We start from the raw sequence: 19083 nt of genomic DNA, 5'->3' as shown, positions 1-19083 counted from the left end.
GATTTACAGGGATAAGGATGTCGTTGAAAAAGGCTTTGACCGCATGAAAAACAATCTTGATCTTGGCAGGCTAAGGGTTCACAGCAATCACAAGGCCTGGAACAAAACCTTCGTTGGTTTTTTGGCGCTTATATTGTTGTCAAAGATCCATTACACGATGGTGCAGGAAAAATTGTACTGCAAAATGACAATGAAAGAGCTGATTTTAACTTTATCCAAACTACGCATTCAGGAAATTAAGGGAGTTAGAATCCTTTTCCCATTAACCAAGCTTCAAAAAACTATCTTCAAAGCCTTTGGAGCTAAAGAGCCTTCGTAGGTATAAAAATGAGCGGGATTTTAGGTTTATTCTTTTTGCCACCTGTCTTGCCATGGCTGTATCAACAGCCTATGGCGGATGTGTGGATACCTTTGGCATTGGAGCCAAAGCCACTTCCATGGGTGGAGCCTTTTCCGCCTACGCAGACGATCCATTTGCCGTTTACTACAACCCCGCTGGGTTGACCCAGATCAAAAGACCAACCCTTGCCTTTGGCGCACACATCATCGAACCGGATCTGGAAGTCAAGGGTTTTCACATTAAAGGAACTCAGGATCCTAGATTCCTTGATGAACAGGGCAATCCAAAAAACTTCAAGGTTGATGATGAGTTTCCCACACTGGTTGTCCCGCACCTTGGTTTTGCCATGCCGCTGACAGACAGAATATCCATGGGCATTGCTGCATACGCTCCATGGGGTCTCGAGGTTGAATGGCCCGGTAATCCGGATAAAAATCCCGGCGTTCACTCCTCGTATCACTCCTACTACAAGCGTCTTGCTGTTACACCCACCATAGCCTACAAACTCAATGATCAGCTTTCACTTGGTTTTGGCATATCCATTGGTCAGTCCAAGGCTGGTGGTAAAAAAATTCCCTACTACTTTTCTTCTGATGTAACCCAGAACCAAGCCAGTGCCATTGTCAACGCTGTTCTTGACCCAACTACAGGACAACCCCGTGACCCTGATACCGATCCGGCTGTAATTGCAAATGCCCGTGCCCTTGGAAGAGCCCTTGAAATGCATGGTCAGGAAATGGAACTTGAGATCAGCGATGATCTCAACTATTCTTTCAATCTAGGTGTCATGTACAGGGCAACGGAAACCATTACCCTCGGCCTGACCTATCGCAGTGAAACCAGCACGGATTTTGATGGTGATCTGAAGAGAAACGGCGTAAAAATTGCAAAAGCAACCATGAAATACAACCATCCCCAGCAGGTGCAGGCAGGCATCCGCTATGCTCCCCACGACCGCTTTTCCATTGAATTTGACCTTGTGTGGACAGAATGGAGCATCAATAAGAACCAACGGGAAGATATTTTCCCAATTGACGGCTCCCCATCATTTCCCCTTGAGTATGAAAGAAACTGGGACAACACAAGACAAATCCGTTTTGGTGCCGAGTACGTTCTCAGTGAGATGATCACCCTGCGCGGCGGTTACTTCTATGACCCAAGCCCCATCCCCGACGATACCCTCGATCTCATGTGGCCGGACGGTGACAAAAAAACCTATTCCATAGGTGCAGGTTTTAACTTTGGCAGCTTTACCCTGGATACCGTACTTCAGCTCACGGCTGTGGAACAGGACCGTATAGTGGGCGGTGAATCCAATAACTTTAACAAAAGCTATAAAGATGTGATTGCAGGAAATGATCCCATTGTCAGTGCCAAGGCAGGGGGCCATCTGCTGGGTGCAGGTGTGACCTTAAGCTACCGTTTCTGATTTCTTTTTCTGATCCTGAAAGGCTGTTACAGAGTATTCATTCTGTAACAGCCTTTTTTGATATTATTTTATCATGGAATATTTTACACTGGAATATTATTAACCCAAGTTTGCCAAAGTAGTGACCACACTCCTGAAGGCTTTCGTTTAAGCGGCTGAAAAATGGATATGTAGTACCCATAAAAAATCACTTTATTTGATTTCATTGAGTTTTCATCAAAAAATGACGAACTTGGGTTAAGCGCAAAGGATCGTGTAAAGAAAAAACATCCTCATTGCCTTTTTGTTTTTCGATATTGTCTCAGCGTACCTCTGCAACAAGCCGCCTATTCGTAAATCTTTTCTCCTTCGGCAAAGGCTTCCACCGCATCATTTTCACAGTCACGGGTGATGCCGGAAGCCCTGTCATCCATGTATTTTCTGTACCATTCACTGGCAATGATAAGACTCATCACTTCATTGGTGCCGGTCCAGATGGAAGCCAGACGCACATCCCTGAAAATCCGTTCCACGGGAAAAACATTGGTATAACCGATGCCGCCCATCACCTGCATGCTGTTATGTACCACCTTCTGGCAGGATTCCGTGATGAATTTTTTGGATTCGGAAACCAGCCTGCGGATCTCGTTTTCAGGAACTCCCGCATCCACGGCCCGGCTGGTGGTGTAGGCCATGCTCCGGCAGGCATCCAGCAGCATGGCCGCCTCCGCCACCTGAAAACTGACTCCCTGATACTTCGCTATTTCCCTGCCAAAGGCCTTGCGCCTTGTGGTATATCCCGTAGCCACTTCAAGTGCCGGACGGGCAGCCCCAATGGTCATGGCCGCCGTTCCCAGACGCTCCGGTATCATCATGGTATTGAAAACCGCATACCCGCCATGGAGACTTCCCACAATATTTTCTTTGGGCACCTTTGCGTCCTTAAAGACAATCCGTGCGGCACCGCCACCCCTGCAGCCCATAAGACCATAAATATAATCGACGATGACACCTTCACTGCGATCCACGATAAAGCAGGTCAGGGATTTGTGGGCTTTGGCATGGGGATCGGTCTTTGCATACACAAGAAAATAATCCGCACCTTCACCCCCCACGATAAAACGTTTCTGTCCATTGATGACATAATGATCTCCCTTGTCTTCGGCTGTGGTGGTGGTACCGAAAAAATCAGAGCCGCCCCTGGGTTCCGTGAGGCATTCTGCCGCAAAGATCTCCCCCTTCAGCAGGGGTTTCACATATTTTTCCTTCTGCGCATCTGTTCCATGGCGGATAATGGCATCACATACCAGCTCCGCGCCCACACCAAAGGTACAGGCCATGATGTAGCCAAGGGTTCCGATTTCTTCCATGACCATGACCGTACTCACCCAGTCCAGCCCACGCCCACCCCATTCCCTGGGATACCGGCATCCCATAAGATTGCGCTTCCCGGCTTCCGCAAGGAACTCTTTGGGAAACTGTACCCTGTCCGCATCCATGTCCAGCAAAAGCTGCCTTGGAATGGTTTTGACGAAATCCCGAACTTCGCTGCGCAGGACTCTGGCTTCATCGGACAAAAGAAAATCATACATGGCGGTCTCCTTTATGGGGAATCAATTGGGATGGCAGCCCGTTCAGAAAATCTTTTTCTGGGCATCATCTATTTATTTTAAAGCTTGCAGCCTTTTTTCAAGAACTTCCTGCATGGCAAGAATATCAGCCTCCAGAAGGGCCAGATCTTCTTTTTTTCTTCGGATTTCCTCAAGCTTTTCCCTGCCGAAGGCAAGGCTTTTACAAATCTGCTCGGCCTCATTCAGAGGCACATCCGCATACCCGATCATCTCCGCAATTTCTGCCAGAGAAAATCCGAAGCGCTTACCCCGGAGAATCAGCTTGAGTCTTGCCTTATGTTTTCTGGAATAGAGCCGCTGATTACCAGCACTTCGTTCAGGAGAAATCAGTCCCTTATCCTCATAAAAACGAATGGTGGAGGGACTGATTTCAAGCTCTGCGGCCAGCTCGGATATGGCGTACATCTTTATTGAATTCATGGTGAATGGATAACACAAATAAAGTTAAAGTCAACTTTAATTTTATAAAAACGAAAATCACAGGCCTTTGACAAATCGAATACCTTCAATCAGATGCGTAGATAACCGGGCCATTTGATCGTGACGCAATCCGGCGCTCAAGCTGAAAAGCTCATCTGATTACTACCCTGACTCAGTCACAGCTTGCTGGTCAGGTTGTTGCCAGGCTTAGGGTGCGGGCTTTAATACGGGCAGGCGCAAGGCCTGCCCCTACGAATGGTTTTTACGGCCCTGTTTTGTGTAGGTGCACCCTTTACGGGTGCTAAGCTAACATGCGTAAAATCTGCCCTGGGAAAAAGACTTTCAAAGGGGCGAAAAGCCCCCCTACCTGTCAGAGAGAAGCTGGCGTGCAAGCCCCATCACCTGACGGGTGATGGTATGGCTGCGGTACTTTTTCAGGAAAGGTTCCCGGCTCATGATGGCCTCATTCACTTCTTCCCCATGGCTGACCACGGCACCAAGGGAAAAAACCGAACCAAAAAGTTTTGGATAAAAGCCCATGAGCTGGGCAGCGACTTCCGCATCCATGGTTTTCCTCACCTGATTGAGGAGCAGATAAAGCCGCATCCCTTCAATGTCTGCAATCAGCTTACGGGCCGCTTCCGGCTCCCTTGCCTCAAGGGCTCTGGCCATATCTAAAGGTCGAATGGCGTTGGCTGGTTTTGAAGCAAGGCAGATGCGGGTAAGCTCCCTCAAGCCGCCATCCCCCACATGCGCTCTGATTTTACGCATAAAAAGGGCATGGATGAAACGGAAGAGGTTTTCCACAGCCGTGGGTTCCGGTGTTGTCACCAGCACACCCCGGGATGCAGCCAGAAAAAAATCCAGATTGTTCTTATAGGTTCCGGCCCCAAGATCCAGCAGTATGCAGTCATGGGGAAGGGTTCTGAATCCCTGAATCAGACGCTGCACCCAGCCTGCGGGGAGGTCTGCCACATGGGCTGTGCATCCCTTGGACGATATGAGAAAAAGGCGGGAAATGGGTGTTTGAAGGCAGCAGTCCGCAAGGCTGGCTGTACGGCCCTCCATAAAATCCTGCAACCCCGGCTTTGAAGCGGAAATGCCGAAAAATGAATGGAGGTTGGCAGCACCCAGATCCAGATCCACCAGCACCACCTTTTTCCCGGCAGCAGCCAGAAGGCTTCCCGCAAGGGAAATGAGAAAGCTCTTCCCGCTGCCTCCCTTGCCGCCGCCAAAGGCTATGATTTCTCCCATCTGCATTTCCTTCCTTGCCCATGGTCCAGAAACGTTAAGTACGTGAACCCATCTACCCGCTTTATCCGGATGCCCCTCCGGGTACAAGGCGCAGCCTGTGGGACGCTTTCAGTTTTTCCATCAGACAGGCAATGATAATTGTAACGGCAAGGGTTTCATCCATTTCATTTTCCCCAAGCCCTTCCTTCCGGGCGCAGTCTTCCAGAAGCTCAGGGTTGGGTGGCCACAGGTAATGGCCCAGAATATACACAGCCAGAGCAGAATCCGCCAGAACAGGCAGCCCCTCTTCAAAATGGGCCAACGCCACCTTATCCCTTAAAGTCATCCGCTCAACCAGATCTTTAAGCACAGAATCTATATCCGGAAAGGAAGATCCCCCGGACTCCGGCAGCTTTGTTTTCAGGGCATCATGGAGACGTTCCGGCCGGGTCCGCAGCAGGCACATGGCAAAGAGCGCCCTTGCTATCTCACAGCATACGGAAAACTGGGAAGGCTCTACATCTGAGGTAAATCCAAGGCAGACAATGCCCTTTTCGTAAACCCATTCCCGGCATCGGGCTGCGAGGGTGTGGACGGCATCCTCATCCGGGGGCAGGCTCAACCATGCACCGGATCCGGCCCGAAGCTCAGAACGTATGGCTGCTGCTGCATCCGAATCCGGATCTTCGGTGAAAAAAACCCAGCCATCTGCTTTCATATCCACAGGGGACAGAGGATTCTGACTTTCCTGCCCCTCACTCCTTTCCTCCGTCAGCACGGCGATACCATAACTGCGACCAAGGTCTGCCAGCATCTTTTCCAGTTGGTTTCCATGGGAAGCGAGGACTATGGCCTCAATCATAGGTCTATCCTTTCAAAGGCCTCAGGGAGAGATGAAGGGGTTTTTTGAAAAAAAACAACATCACCGCCCACAAAATCCACCATGAGATTCTCCTGTTGTGCCATATACGCAAAGGTTTTTCGACTGAAAAAACTCACATGGGTGGGATCATTTTTATAATGCCAGCCTGCAAAGGCCTTTGCATCTTTTACACGCCCGGTCATGATACCCAGCCACCCGCCGGGTTTCAGCAATTCAAGCAGAAGTTTCCATTCTTTCTCTGGCCTGTAAAAATGCTCCATGGCTTCGGTGCAGGTGATAAAATCATACTTTTTTTCAAAAACCTTCTGATCCGGTGCATAATAGGGATCATAAAGGGCCATGGAGTGTCCCTTTTCCTCCATCATGGAGGCCAGAGCCGGACCGGGGCCGCAGCCAAAATCAAGCCCCTCCAGCTCCCGTCTTCCAAGACGCTCCAGAAGCGGTATGGCAAGACGACTCAAAAAACGCCGGTATCCTTCATCTTCGGGGCTGTTCTCATGGAGATCATACTCGGCCTTTTCCGCATCCGGAGAAAGGAGAAAGGCGGCATCCACAAAAACCAGATGACAGAGTGAACACTGCCAGTAGAGCCTGCGGAAACCCCGGTAAAATTCCGAAACAAAAGTAGAGCAACATAAAGGACAAGCCTGCATTTTTTCCCTCAAGAGATTTTAAAAAAACGACATATCGCTATGGAGTCAGAATAAAGGGGTAAGGTCTGCCGTCTCTAAGGACCTTAAGGACATTAAAGACCTTAAAGACTTTAAGGAAAACCCAATGACAATAATGACCCAAAAGAACCTAAAATCATTAAGAAAACCAAAAACATCAAGGCTGGTCATACACAAAACAGAAACCCTGCAACCTGCCCCAACACCTTTTTTATTTCAGGATCTCATCATACCGTCCGCTTTTTTTCAGCTCCTTCAAACCCCGGTTAAAGCGTTCCATGACTGCTGCGTTTTCAGGATTTTTCTTAGAAAGAAGCAGATGCAGCGCTTCCGCACGCAGGGGCCTTGGATGATGGGTAATACGGGCAGCATCCTGTTCACTGAAATCCGTCTGCAGAATGCCATAGCCTGCCAAGGTATTCATGGGAAAAACCTGTATCCGCTCCACAAGCAGTTTTCTGAAATTCTGAACATCCCTTGATACCCATTCAACAGATATTTCTTCTTTATCGTACGCCCGGGCAAAGTCTTCTCCGTAATCATAGCCAAGGGTGGCACCAATCTGTACCCCCTTTAAATCTTCAATTTTTTCCCAGTCAAAGGGAAAATCTTTCAGATGAAAAAAAGACTGACTGTCATCCACCAGAGCATCTGATACGTAAAAAGCCGCCTCCCGCTCCGGTGTGCGGAACCATGCAGGGGTGCCATCGAGGAATTCCCCTTCCTCCACACTTTTCAGTGCCCTTTTCCATGGAACAAAAACATAGACCGCTTCAAATCCAGCCCTTTCAAAACTTTCGGCAACGATCTGGCCAAGAATCCCGTATCCGGGCAGATCCTTTGAAATGTAAGGAGGAAACTCATCCACCCCCAGCCTTACAAGGGGGGGAGCTGCAAAAATCAAGGAAGGCATAAGAAAAGGCAGACAAAAAAACACACACAGGATTTTTATGCTTTTGCGCCAGTCCATATCATCTCCGTCATTTTATGATTACCATGCCCCATCTCCGACTGTGCTTCACCATAGCCCAAAAACACTGCCGTTACAATTGCTCCCTGTTTCATATCTGTGCTATGGAGAGCCTGAAAAATCGGGAACCGGCCCTTAAGAATCCGGGGCCTTTTGGATTCCTTAAATTTTAGCTCAACGGGAGACTTCAGCCTTGCATCCTTTCATTTCCTCACGCATAGAAAACCTCCGTATCCGTATGGAAGCCTGCGACACAGACACCATCATGGTCCTTGTGGAAGAAAACAGAAGATATTTAAGCGGCTTCACAGGAGAAGACAACGGTTATGATGAATCCGCAGGAGCCCTTTTCATAACAAAGGAAAAACTCCTTCTGGCCACGGACTCCCGCTTTGTCTTTCAGGCAGAAAGCGAAGCCCATGGATTTGATATTTACTGCTACAAAAAAGGTCTTGCCGCAGAACTTCCCGATATTCTCTCCCGGATAGGGGCAGAAAGCGTAGGGTTTGAACCGGCAAAGCTTTCCGTAAAAGACCATGGACGTATGCTTGAATCCCTTGAGAAGGCAGGGTCTTCCGCAAGGCTGCTGCCGGTCACGGATCTGGTGGAATCCTTGCGCATTATCAAGGATGAAGATGAAATTAACACCATTCGAAAGGCCCTTTCCATTACGGAACAGGCCCTGAAAAATCTGATGCCCTCCCTTGTGCCGGGCATGAGCGAGAAAGAGGCGGCATGGCTCCTTGAGAAAAAACTCCGGGAGATGGGTGCAGAAGGCCTTTCCTTTCCAAGCATTGTTGCCTGCGGAGTGAATTCTGCCAAACCCCACGCCCATCCCTCGGATCAGCTTTTTACCACCCATGCCCCCGTCCTCTTTGACTGGGGCATCAGGCTCAAAGGGTACTGCTCCGACATTACCCGCACCTTCTTTCTGGAAAAACCCGATGAGCGCTTCATGGAAATTTTTGAGGTGGTGAAAACAGCCAAGGAAAGGGCCACCGCCGCCATCCGGGAAGGGGTGAGCACAAGGGAAATTGATGCACTGGCAAGGGATTACATCAAAGAAAAAGGTTATGGAGATTTTTTTGGCCACGGACTCGGCCATGGTGTGGGTCTTGCCATCCACGAAGCCCCGCGGCTCAGCCCCATGCAGGATATCCCCCTGAAAAGCGGCATGGTGGTCACCGTGGAGCCGGGAATTTATCTTCCTGAATGGGGCGGCATCCGCCTTGAAAACATGGTGGTGGTCCGGAAAGACGGACCGGAAGTTCTCAACACCACCACGGTGGAAGAATTTCTGCCACGATGAACACAGACCCGCACCCCCTGCTGGATGCCTATCTGCGGCATCTTCTCATAGAAAAAGGACTGGCGGAGCTGACCCTGAGTGCCTATTCCGAAGACCTTGGCCGCTTTCTTCATTATGTAAAAGAAAATGGGCTTGAGGTGGAAGAGCTTGCGCCCATGGATCTTCTGGCCTACCTTGTTCACCTTGAAAAAGAAGGGCTGGCCGCCCGCAGCCGGGGGCGGCATCTGGTCAGTATCCGGGGATTTTTCACCTTCCTTGCCTCATTGGAAACACTGGAAAAGGATCCTTCCCGCATTGTCCGCCTGCCCCGCACAGGCCGGAAACTCCCGGATGTTCCCTCCTTTAAGGAAATGGAAGCCCTGCTCTCCGCCCCGGCCATGGATACGGCGCTGGGACTCCGGGACAGGGCCATGCTGGAACTGCTCTATGCAACGGGACTGCGGGTATCGGAACTCATGGGGCTGAAGGTGACGGATCTGCGTATGGATGCCGGATTTTTACGGGTTCAGGGCAAGGGAAGCCGGGAAAGGGTGGTGCCCTTCCATGAAAAAGCAAGGCAGGGCCTTTCCCTGTATATGGATGAAGGACGTCCCCACATCCTGAAAACCCGCGTCAGTGATTATCTCTTTGTGGGAGGAAGGGGAAAGCCCCTTACCCGTCAGGCCTTCTGGAAAAACGTGAAGCGCTACAGCCTGAAGGCAGGTATTACACGGCTGATAACACCCCACAGCCTGCGCCATGCCTTTGCCACCCACCTGCTGGAAGGCGGAGCAGATCTGCGGGTGGTGCAGGCCCTGCTGGGCCATGCGGATATTGCCACCACCCAGATCTACACCCATGTGAACCGCAAAGGGCTGACGGAAGTTCACAGGCGTTTCCATCCAAGAAACAGCTGATGTTTGAATGCAAAACGGCGTTCACGCACAACTTGACACATTCCATCTCTTTGGATATATCTTGAAAGTTTATCATACCAAAGGACAGGCAGAAATAAACAAAATACCTGTTATGGATTATGATTAAAAATCCAGACGCATACATAGCAACCCGCAATCAGGCCGAAACAGGCTCTTATGGATAGTAAATGACTAGAGACATTACAGATTCTTTTATGGGCTGGTGGCAGCCCTCCCCTTCCGAAGCCGCCCCCGCCCGAACCGATGATCTGGAGACCGCATTGCGCTCCTTCCGCAACCCCCTGTTTCTTGTACAGGGAGAAGACGGAAAACCCCAGGTCCGCACTTCCGGTCAGGCGGTACTGGGCAACGCCTCTCCGGTGACGCAGGGTCTTCCCCTTCTCGCCTTTGTTCCCCCCCTTCCGCCGGAAAATCTTGGCAGCCGGGACTTTCTCCGGCGACACGGATTACAATACCCCTACATTGCGGGAGCCATGGCCAATGGCATCACCTCGGAAGCCATGGTGATGGAAGCGGGCCGGGCCGGAGGCATGGGCTTTTTCGGGGCTGGCGGCTGCACCCTTGCCCGCATTGAAACGGCCATTGCCTTCCTGAAAAAAGCGGCCGAATCCAGCCCCTTTCCCTTTGGCTTTAATTTTCTGCACCAGCCCGGCTCCCCCGAGGGAGAAATGGCCCTTGCAGAACTCTATCTCAAGTCCGGCATCACATGCGTCTGTGCCGCCGCATTCATGCGCATGACGCCGGCCATTGTCCGGTACAGGGTACAGGGCGTCACGCCGGATGAAAAGGGCCGCCCCCTGCCAAAAAACCGCATCATTGCCAAGGTTTCCAGAGTCGAGATTGCAGAAAAATTCCTTGCGCCCCCTCCGGAGAAAATTCTTCAGCAACTGCTCAGTCAGGGACTGCTCACGGAAGAGGAAGTCCGACTCGGGGCCACACTCCCCATGGCCGATGACATCACGGCTGAAGCGGATTCCGGCGGCCATACGGACAACCGTCCGGCCATGGCCCTTCTTCCCGCCATCAAAGCGGCAAGGGATGCGGCTGTGCGCACAAGGGCCTATACCCACATTCCCTGCGTGGGCCTTGGGGGCGGCATTGCCACTCCGGCCTCTGCGGCAGCGGCCTTTGCTCTGGGAGCGGATTACATACTGGTGGGCTCCGTGCATCAGGCCTGCGTGGAATCCGGCACCTCCGATGCGGTACGGGAAATGCTGGCCCGCTGCGGACAGGCCGATGTCACCATGACGGCTGCGGCAGACATGTTTGAGATGGGCGGCAGGGTGCAGGTGCTGAAAAGGGAAACCATGTTTGCCTTACGGGCCCAGAAACTCTACAGCCTCTACAGGGAGTATCCCTCCATTGACGCCCTGCCCGATGACACAATCCGTTTCCTTGAAGACAAGATCTTTCAGAAAAGCATTGCTGAGGAATGGGAATCCACCCGCCGCTTTTTCATGGAACGGGATCCCTCCCAGCTGAAACGCGCCGATGAAGATCCCCGGCACCGCATGGCCCTGCTCTTCCGTTCCTATCTTGGTCAGGCCTCCCTCTGGGCCATACAGGGAAATCCGGACCGGAAGGTGGATTATCAGGTCTGGTGCGGCCCGGCCATGGGTGCCTTCAATGCCTGGACAAAAAACAGCTTTCTGGAAGAGGCATCGGAACGGCGCATCCGCACCGTGGCCTTCAATCTGCTGGCCGGAGCCGCCACCCTTACCCGTTTTTCCCTGCTAAAGGCCCAGTATCCGGACATTCCGGCCCATACCGGTACTTTCTCCCCCCTGGGCCTTGCCACCCTTGAACCCATGATGTCTTAAAGAGGATCAGGATATTCCATGACCCCTTCTTCCATATCCAAACCCTGTGATCTGGCCGTGATCGGCATGGCCTGCCTTTTTCCCCAGTCACCGGACAGGCTGGCTTTCTGGCGGCTGATTTTCCGTAATCTCGATGCCATCGGTGAGGTTCCCCAAAGCCACTGGTCAAAGGAAGCCTATTTTGCTCCCTCCCCCGGTGCGCCGGATAAAACCTACTGCACCCGGGGAGGCTACCTTGCCCCTTACCCCTTTGATCCATCCGCCTTCGGCATTCCGCCCAATCTCCTTGAAGTGACGGACACATCCCAGCTTCTGGGTCTGGTCACGGCCCGCTGCGCCTTAGATGACGCAGGATACCCCCAGCAAAGGGAATATGACAACTCCCGCACCAGCGTGATTCTTGGTGCCACGGGTACGCAGGAGCTGGTGGTTCCGCTGGCGTCCCGACTCAGCCATCCCCTCTGGAAAGAAGCACTGGAGGCCGAAGGCATCCCGGAAGATGTACAGAATGCCATCATGGAACGCATGGCGGCCGGGCATACGGCATGGCAGGAAAATGCCTTCCCCGGCCTTTTGGGCAATGTCATTGCCGGACGCATTGCCAACCGCCTCAACCTTGGGGGAAGCAACTGCGTTGTGGATGCGGCCTGCGGCAGCTCCCTTGCGGCCGTACACATGGCTGTGCTGGAACTGCAGACGGGCAAGGCCGACATGGTGATCACCGGCGGCGTGGATACCTTAAACGATATTTTCATGCACATGTGCTTTGCCCAGACCGGCGTTCTTTCCCACTCCGGCGATGCCAGACCCTTTTCCGAAAAGGCCGACGGCACCGTGCTGGGAGAAGGCGTGGGCATGGCCGTCCTCAAACGTCTGAAGGATGCCGAAAAAGACGGCGACCGGATCTATGCGGTCATCAAGGGCATGGGTACGGCCAGCGACGGCAGAAGCCAGAGCATCTACGCTCCGGGAGCGGAAGGCCAGATGCGTGCCCTGCAAAAGGCCTGTGAAGGGGCTGGCTTCCCGCCCTCCAGTGTGGATCTGGTGGAGGCCCACGGAACCGGAACCCGAGTGGGCGACGCCGTGGAATTCAAGGCCCTGCAGGCAGTATACGGCCAAGACCGGGACACAAGGCCCTGTATCCTCTCCTCCGTGAAAGCCAACATCGGCCATACCAAAGCCGCTGCGGGCATGGCAGGTTTTATCAAAATCGTACTCTGCCTTTATAACAAGGTGCTGCCCCCGGCATTGAAGCACCTGCCCCCGGATCCGGAGCTGGACCTTGCTTCCTCCGGCTTTTGCATGCTTTCCCAGGCCATGCCATGGACCACAGAAAAAAACCGGCCACGGCGGGCGGCAGTCAGTGCCTTTGGCTTTGGCGGAGCGGATTACCATGCCGTTCTGGAAGAATATGGCAGAAAACGAAAGGAAGGGGTCTGGGATTTTGATACGGATATCTTCTCTGTTTCCGGCCCCGACACGGATACCCTTCTTCACAAACTCGCTGATCTGGAAAAAACGGATCGGAAGGAACCCCGTATGCTGCAGGAAGTCTGCAGCCGTTCCCGTTTAGCCTTCTCTTCCACCGACCGCTTTCGTCTGCTGCTCCTTCTGGAAAAGGATTCGGATATGGCAGACATCATCAAAGAAGCCAAAGCCATCCTCGGGGAAGAAAAGGAAGGCCAGCATGGCCCGGTCTTTTTCGGCAAAGGAGAAACCCCCGGAAAACTGGCCTTTCTCTTTCCCGGACAGGGCAGCCAGTATCCCGGTATGGGAAAAGACCTTGCCTGTATTTTCCCGGAAATGCTGGAAACCCTTGAGCTGGGTGACGCCACTCTGGCCGAATACGCGGCCCCTCACCGCAGAGATCAGCTGCTTTCCCGTTTCATCCATCCCTTTACAGGTGAGGGCAAAGAAGAGGAAGAAATCCTGCGGTCCACGGATCTGGCCCAGCCTGCCATCGGCTGCGTCAGTCTTGGCATGGCCCGCATACTGGAGCGTTTCGGCATCCGCCCCCATGCCGCATGCGGACACAGTTACGGGGAACTCCCCGCCCTCTGCTGCGCCGCTGTGTTTCAGGAAACGGAATGCATGCAGCTTTCCGTTCTCCGGGGGCGCTACATGGCAGGCGACCCCGATGATCCGAGGGACCGGGGTGGCATGATGGCCGTTCGGGGAGATGGGGAAACCCTGAAACGCCTCATTGAAAAGGAAAACCTGAATGTGGTGCTGGCCAACGAGAACAGCCCTTCCCAGTGTGTGCTGTCCGGCGGAAAAGAGGCGCTGGATCATGCGGCCAAGGTGCTGAAGAGCCACAAAATCAGGGGAATACGCCTGCCCGTTGCCGCCGCCTTCCACAGCCCCCTTGTGGAGGATGCGGCCAAACCCTTTGCAGAAGCCCTGCAGGGCATCACCCCGAATGCCCCCTCCATGGAAGTCATGGCCAACAGCACAGGACTTGCCTATGAAAGGGATGGGAATGCCATCCGTCAGACCCTTTCTTCCCAGCTCCTTTCCCCTGTGCGTTTCATCAGTAATATCCGATATCTTTATGATGAAGGGGTGCGTACCTTTGTGGAAACAGGCCCTAAAAATGTTCTCACGGGCCTTGCTTCCGCCATTCTGGAGCAGGAAGCCGTTCATTGTTTTGCCATGGATGCTTCCGCCGGAAAAAATCCGGGAGACCGGGATCTTCTCATTCTCCTCTGCCATCTGGCAGCCCTTGGCTATGGAGTGGACTGGTCCGGCATACCAGAGCCACCACCCAACCCGGAACGGCGGATGACCATCTGGCTTTCCGGAGCCAATATCAAGCCGGAACCCGGAAAAAAAGCCGCAGAAAAAAAGCGCCCTTTGCAGACTGCGGACAGAAAGCCCCTTCCCGCAGGGAATCTGGCCCCAGACCAGAACAGGGGAGCAAAGGCCCTGCCCGGGCCAGCCGCCCAATCTCCGGCTAAGACCAACCAAAGTTCTGCTGCTGTGGCTCCGGCAGACACCCGTCAAAGAAGCGATGCGGCACCGGCCGTGCATCCTTTCACCCATCCACCCGCTGCAGCCTTACAGAAACGAGGTAAACCCATGGATTCCAGGGTTCTGATGGAAGGTTTCCAGACCTTGAAAGCCCTTCAGGAGCAAACCACCCGTGCCCACGAACAGTTTTTAACCCTGCAGTCCGAAGCGGGCCGTACCCTGGAAAGACTCATCCATTCCATGGGCAGTGGGGAAGAAAACTTGCTGCCAGCATCCCCTGCCGGTTCTTTTTCCCAAACCAAGGGAGCTGCCCCTGTTGGCGGTCTCTCCACTCCGGCCAGAGACCTTTCACCGGATCCCCGCCCGGCTGTCCCTGCTTCCCGGCCCCCGGAGGAACCCGCAACCAAGGCCCCTGATGCCATGGAAAAATCCCTGCAAGGGGAAGCGAGTGCGCTCCCCCTTCTCAAAGCCATTGTAGCCCGTCATACGGGGTATCCCGAAGACATGATTCAGGCCGACATGGATCTGGAAGCGGATCTGGGCATAGATTCCATCAAACGGGTGGAAATTCTCTCGGAACTGGAAGGGCACTTCCCGGCCATGGCTGCTTTTGCACCGGAGGTGCTGGCCGAAGCCCGCAGCCTTCAGGCCTTTGCAAATCTTCTGGCGGATTCTCCGGCCGCCATTCCCGGACCGGCAGAAACCCGTAAAACGGCATCTCCCGCAAAGCTATCCCCCATCCCTGCCATCACGGAACTGGTATCCCGCCATACGGGCTATCCCGAAGACATGATTCAGGCCGACATGGATCTGGAAGCGGATCTGGGCATAGACTCCATTAAAAGAGTAGAAATTCTTTCTGAATTAGAAGGGCTTTACCCCAGCCTTGCCACCCTCGCCCAGGAAGTTCTTGCCACAGCCCGCAGCATTGCTGCCATCGCAGCCCTTGTGGCTCCGGAAGCAGGGGCAGACACGGCCCTTCTTCCCCCTTCAATCCAGGATGGGAAAGGCAGCCCGCGAGCGGATGCTGCCGCCGAGGTCCGTTCCATTATTGCCCGCCATACGGGTTACCCCGAAGAGATGATACAAGAAAACATGGATCTGGAAGCGGATCTGGGCATAGACTCCATCAAGCGGGTGGAAATTCTCTCGGAACTGGAAGGCCTCTACCCTTCTCTGGCCACGGTTCCCGCAGATCTGCTGCAGGAATGCCGCAGCGTGCAGGCCATCGCATCTTTACTTTCAGATCCTGCGTCCGAAAAGGGGAGGCCTTCTCCCATCACTGTCATGGAGGAGAAAGCCCCTTTTTCAGAAATAAGCTCCCATCCAGAGGAAGCTCCCCCTTTTGCAGAAGAGCTCTGTCTGATCAGGCAAACCATCCGCTGGGAGGGTTTTGATCCTGAGGGCGAAAGTCTTCCCGCTTCCCTGATGCTGCTGCAGGATTTTTGCGATGAAACAGACCTTGCTGCCGTAGCAGAAAAGCTCTCCCTTACCAGGCTGCACACCGGCAGCGCAGAAGAAGCCCTTGCCTCCTTTCAGCCCGGCCTGATTGTGCCATGGGCCGCCCATAACGATGAAAAAGCCTTAGAAAAACTCTTCACCTTTCTTGGAGCATGGGGCAAAAAAGCCCTTGCCTCTTCTCAAGCCTGCTCCCTCTGCATCTTCACCCGGAGTGACGGAAGCCTTGGGGAAAAAGATCCTTTCCGTGCTTCCCCGGAAACCCAGAGCCTTGCAGGACTCATGCGAACCCTGCAGAAGGAGTGGCCGCATATGGCCCTTCGCCTTACGGACCTCTCCGCAGAAGCAGGCGCAACCGAATCTATGCTGAAAAAGCTCCTCTTTGGCCATGGCCCCCTGATCCTTGGATGCGATGCTTCCGGCCATATCCACACCCCCCTTCTCAAGGAAAATGCTGCCACAGAAACAGGCCCTGCCTTCACCTCCCCTGCCAGGGACGATCTCATGCTCATCACCGGCGGTGCCTATGGAGTAACAGCGGCCTGTGTGGAAGCACTGGCCCGGTTCTGGCCCTGCCGCATGATTTTTACGGGCCGATCACCGGAACCCGGCCCCGAACCCCTCTGGCTTTCCGGCATTCAGAAAAAGGAAGACATCCGGAAAGCCCTGCTGCGTCACCATTTTGCAGGCAAAACACCCACACCCAAAGAACTGGATGGGGAATATAACCGGATAAAAAACGGCCGTGCCATCCGTGACACCCTCAAAAAAATGAAAAGCCTTGGCTGCGATGCCCGCTACCTTTCCATGGACCTTGAAAAACCGGATGCCATTGAAGGACTTTTCCAGAAACTCAAGGAAGAAAACACCCTGCCCTCCCTCTGGGTTCACGGTGCCGGTGTGCTGGCGGACAGGGCCATGGTGGACAAAAACAGCGATGACTTCAGAAAAGTTTTTTCCGTAAAAGCCCGTTTTGCAAAGCATATGGCCGAGGCAATGAAGGATATGCCCATGAAGGCCATGATTTTCTTTTCCTCCGTTGCCAGTCTGGAGGGCAATCCCGGTCAGGCAGACTATGCCGTGGCCAATGGCGTTCTCAACGCCATCGCCCGGAGAGAAAGCCTGAAGCGCAACCATTGCCGGGTTGTATCCATCTGCTGGGGCCCCTGGGAAGGGGGCATGGTCACCCCTGCTCTGGCGCGGCACTTTCAGCGGCAGGGTGTGGATCTCATCCCCTTGGATAGGGGCAGCGAAGCCTTTGCCCGGGAAATTCTGTCCGGGCATGTCCCGGAGGTTCTGCTGGCGGCGGACAGGAAAGCGGAAAAAAAAACTCTGAAACCAGAGACAAGGGCCAGCAATGCGCCTGAAACCCTGCGCATTCTTTCCCTTAAAAAAAGTCCGGAGCTGAAAGATCACAGCATTGCAGGCAAGGCCGTGGTTCCCTTTGCCTCCCTTGCCTGTGAAATCCTCCGGCAGGAAGGGGGGCAGCCTGCCCGCTCCGCCGCAGATTCCGAATACCGGATTCTTGAGGATCTTCGCCTGTTAAAGGGCTGTGTTCTGGAAGAAGACAGCCTGCTTCCTCTGGAAGTACAGAAAAAAGGCCATGAGCGGACGCTGGTTTCTCTGGAAAAGAAACCGGCTATCCCCCGCATGCGCGGCACCATCCGTTCCGGCCGCATCACCCCCCTGCCCCTGCCCGGCCTCATCCATGCCCGGCCCTATCCCAGAGACTGCCGGACCGTGTATGATAAGATCCTCTTTCACGGCCAAACCTATCAGGTGCTGCAAAAAATTGAGGCCATGGGAGACAATGGCATGAAAGCCAGCCTTGCACCGGAAGCTCTTCAAGCCCATCCCGATCCCTTATCCCTGATTCTGGACAGCGCCATGCAGCTGGCCTGCCTCTTCAGCTTTGAAAGCAGGGGCAGCGTCTGTCTGCCCACCCATGTGAAATCCCTGCACCTGCCCCTTTCCTTCACGACGTCAACCTTTGCTCCGGACAGGGTAAAGGAAGTGATCTATATCGCAGAAAGCAGCAGCAGCAACCAGCTTGTGGGCAGCATCTTTTTTCTGGACAAAAATGATACGCCCTGCATGGAAATACGGGGCCTGACCATGACAGGCAGTGAGACCATGGCAGAAAACTTCAAAACCGGGGGCATTACCCTTAGCCCCTGCCTGTCCGGAGATGGGGCCTCCCTTTCGGAGGGTGATTTTTCCCTCCCGGACAGGCAGCGATCAGCGGGATGAGCTGATGCGGGTAAGGCCTTATTTCCATTCACCGCAAATTCAAACCCATTCCATGGAGTGATAATGGAAAAAATACTGCTGTATATCCTTGCGGGGTATGTGATTTTCTGCCTTCTGCTTTTTCTCATGCAGAGAAGCCTTCTATATATGCCGGACAAACAGGCCCTTTCACCGGAACAGGCCAGTGCTCAGGGTCTCCGCCACTGGCCCGCAGCCAATGGGTACCGGGGTTTTATCGCCAGCCCGGAGCCAGCGGAACCGGCCGGAACCATACTCCTGTTCCACGGCAATGCCGGGTCCGCATGGCACAGAACCTTTTACGTCACTGCCCTTGCCAGGCAGAACTTCAGGGTAATTCTGGCCGAGTATCCGGGCTATGGCGGACGCAGGGGCAAAGCTTCCGAACAAACCTTAGTGGAAGATGCCCTGCAGAGCATCCGCCTTGCCCATGAATCCCATGGCGGTCCCCTTTATCTCTGGGGAGAATCCTTGGGCTGCGGCGTGGTGGCAGCGGCCCTGAAAAAAACGGAGATCCCCGTCAAAGGGGCCGTTCTTTTCCTGCCATGGGACAGCCTCCCGGATCTTGCCCAAAGCCATTACTGGTTTCTTCCGGCCCGCCTGCTGGCAAGGGACAGGTACAACAGCATGGAAAATCTAAAAAATTTTGAAGGCAGGGTAGCGGTTCTTCTTGCGGGAGAAGACGAGATTATTCCCATCCGGCACGGAAAACGGCTCTACGACTCCCTTACCATGGAAAAAAAGCTCTGGATTTTTGACGGCGCAAGCCACAATGCCATGCCCGT

12 protein-coding genes and 1 pseudogene are annotated in these 19083 nt (G+C 53.6%); 7 read left to right on the top strand and 6 right to left on the bottom strand.

What is annotated here, in order from left to right:
* Together LZ24_RS17355 and LZ24_RS15065 are read left to right on the top strand one after the other, a co-directional pair.
* Positions 1 to 319 (top strand): annotated as a pseudogene (locus LZ24_RS17355) (hypothetical protein); the annotation flags it as partial.
* A 52-nt stretch (positions 320 to 371) separates the two neighbouring features.
* Positions 372 to 1769 (top strand): OmpP1/FadL family transporter, encoded by a 1398-nt coding sequence (locus LZ24_RS15065; protein ID WP_144686553.1) that lies wholly within the window; start codon positions 372 to 374, stop codon positions 1767 to 1769.
* A gap of 326 nt (positions 1770 to 2095) precedes the next feature.
* Here LZ24_RS15065 and LZ24_RS15060 read toward each other — a convergent pair whose 3' ends face one another.
* The 6 genes from LZ24_RS15060 to LZ24_RS15035 form a co-directional block, all read right to left on the bottom strand.
* Complete coding sequence (locus LZ24_RS15060) at positions 2096 to 3340, bottom strand: acyl-CoA dehydrogenase family protein (protein WP_144686552.1); 1245 nt, start codon at positions 3338 to 3340, stop codon at positions 2096 to 2098.
* 72 nt (positions 3341 to 3412) lie between these two features.
* Positions 3413 to 3784 (bottom strand): MerR family transcriptional regulator, encoded by a 372-nt coding sequence (locus LZ24_RS17980; RefSeq protein WP_281282291.1) that lies wholly within the window; start codon positions 3782 to 3784, stop codon positions 3413 to 3415.
* 378 nt (positions 3785 to 4162) lie between these two features.
* Positions 4163 to 5053: a MinD/ParA family ATP-binding protein gene (locus LZ24_RS15050; protein ID WP_186443187.1), complete on the bottom strand. Its 891-nt coding sequence runs from the start codon at positions 5051 to 5053 to the stop codon at positions 4163 to 4165.
* Positions 5054 to 5114: 61 nt separating this feature from the next.
* Complete coding sequence (locus LZ24_RS15045) at positions 5115 to 5894, bottom strand: hypothetical protein (RefSeq protein ID WP_144686550.1); 780 nt, start codon at positions 5892 to 5894, stop codon at positions 5115 to 5117.
* The gene (locus LZ24_RS15040; protein WP_144686549.1) at positions 5891 to 6568 is read right to left on the bottom strand and encodes a class I SAM-dependent methyltransferase; all 678 of its coding nucleotides are present in this window, start codon (positions 6566 to 6568) and stop codon (positions 5891 to 5893) included. The genes LZ24_RS15045 and LZ24_RS15040 overlap by 4 nt, the downstream gene beginning before the upstream one ends.
* A 229-nt stretch (positions 6569 to 6797) precedes the next feature.
* Entirely contained in the window at positions 6798 to 7556 is a 759-nt protein-coding gene (locus LZ24_RS15035; RefSeq protein WP_144686548.1) for a substrate-binding periplasmic protein, read from the bottom strand.
* 193 nt (positions 7557 to 7749) lie between these two features.
* Between LZ24_RS15035 and LZ24_RS15030 the strand changes: the two genes are divergently transcribed.
* From LZ24_RS15030 to LZ24_RS15010, 5 genes are all read left to right on the top strand, one after another.
* Positions 7750 to 8865: an aminopeptidase P family protein gene (locus LZ24_RS15030; RefSeq protein WP_144686547.1), complete on the top strand. Its 1116-nt coding sequence runs from the start codon at positions 7750 to 7752 to the stop codon at positions 8863 to 8865.
* Positions 8862 to 9761 (top strand): site-specific tyrosine recombinase XerD, encoded by a 900-nt coding sequence (xerD, locus tag LZ24_RS15025; RefSeq protein WP_144686546.1) that lies wholly within the window; start codon positions 8862 to 8864, stop codon positions 9759 to 9761. The genes LZ24_RS15030 and xerD overlap by 4 nt, the downstream gene beginning before the upstream one ends.
* Positions 9762 to 9949: 188 nt before the next feature.
* Positions 9950 to 11602, top strand: a complete 1653-nt coding sequence (locus LZ24_RS15020; RefSeq protein WP_144686545.1) for a PfaD family polyunsaturated fatty acid/polyketide biosynthesis protein — start codon at positions 9950 to 9952, stop codon at positions 11600 to 11602.
* An 18-nt stretch (positions 11603 to 11620) separates the two neighbouring features.
* Positions 11621 to 18280, top strand: coding sequence for a type I polyketide synthase (locus LZ24_RS15015; protein ID WP_144686544.1), 6660 nt, complete (start codon positions 11621 to 11623; stop codon positions 18278 to 18280).
* A 63-nt stretch (positions 18281 to 18343) separates the two neighbouring features.
* On the top strand, positions 18344 to 19083 hold a 740-nt coding region (locus LZ24_RS15010), incomplete at its 3' end, for an alpha/beta hydrolase (protein ID WP_144686554.1).

Origin of the sequence: Desulfobotulus alkaliphilus (assembly GCF_007830435.1) — a bacterium.
Lineage (GTDB): Bacteria > Desulfobacterota > Desulfobacteria > Desulfobacterales > ASO4-4 > Desulfobotulus > Desulfobotulus alkaliphilus.
Note: the sequence above shows the minus strand (reverse complement) of the source record. Positions and strands in the feature narration are given on the sequence as shown.

Coding starts and splice junctions, on each gene's coding strand:
- LZ24_RS15065 (WP_144686553.1), top strand. CDS start 372: ATGGCTGTATCAACAGCCTATGGCGGATGTGTGGATACCTTTGGCATT.
- LZ24_RS17980 (WP_281282291.1), bottom strand. CDS start 3,784: ATGTACGCCATATCCGAGCTGGCCGCAGAGCTTGAAATCAGTCCCTCC.
- LZ24_RS15040 (WP_144686549.1), bottom strand. CDS start 6,568: ATGCAGGCTTGTCCTTTATGTTGCTCTACTTTTGTTTCGGAATTTTAC.
- xerD (WP_144686546.1), top strand. CDS start 8,862: ATGAACACAGACCCGCACCCCCTGCTGGATGCCTATCTGCGGCATCTT.
- LZ24_RS15045 (WP_144686550.1), bottom strand. CDS start 5,894: ATGATTGAGGCCATAGTCCTCGCTTCCCATGGAAACCAACTGGAAAAG.
- LZ24_RS15050 (WP_186443187.1), bottom strand. CDS start 5,053: ATGGGAGAAATCATAGCCTTTGGCGGCGGCAAGGGAGGCAGCGGGAAG.
- LZ24_RS15060 (WP_144686552.1), bottom strand. CDS start 3,340: ATGTATGATTTTCTTTTGTCCGATGAAGCCAGAGTCCTGCGCAGCGAA.
- LZ24_RS15020 (WP_144686545.1), top strand. CDS start 9,950: ATGACTAGAGACATTACAGATTCTTTTATGGGCTGGTGGCAGCCCTCC.
- LZ24_RS15015 (WP_144686544.1), top strand. CDS start 11,621: ATGACCCCTTCTTCCATATCCAAACCCTGTGATCTGGCCGTGATCGGC.
- LZ24_RS15035 (WP_144686548.1), bottom strand. CDS start 7,556: ATGGACTGGCGCAAAAGCATAAAAATCCTGTGTGTGTTTTTTTGTCTG.